General features: G+C 44.5%; 1 pseudogene. It reads right to left on the bottom strand.

Going from position 1 to position 364, the window contains the following annotated elements:
• Positions 1–364, bottom strand: a pseudogene (locus A3735_RS30645) (hypothetical protein); the annotation flags it as partial.

The raw sequence follows: 364 nt of genomic DNA, 5'->3' as shown, positions 1-364 counted from the left end.
AGATATTCCAAGTAGGCTGATCTTCTTCATCGGCATTCTCTATCTCTGGCGCACGCATCGAGAAGAGTAGTTTCTTACCATCATAAGAAGTACTGAGGTCACGTACATCGTAGAGCAGCTCACCGTCGTCGTTTAAGAACGATTCATCAGCAAAGGCTGCCGAAGAAATATCCACCGTTTGAGCATCAAGTGATGCTTTTTGCTTTAGGTATAAAACAGCACCAGGACGAAACGATTGCGGCTCAGCAGCATTATCTGGCTCAACTTCGCCCTCATCATTTTCTAGAGGTCTTTCTATATAAGCTAAAGGTAAGTAAACTACAACAGGATCCGTGCCATCAGAGCTACAGGCAACAATAAGAGG

Source organism: Oleiphilus sp. HI0061 (genome assembly GCF_001635675.1).
Note: the sequence above shows the minus strand (reverse complement) of the source record. Positions and strands in the feature narration are given on the sequence as shown.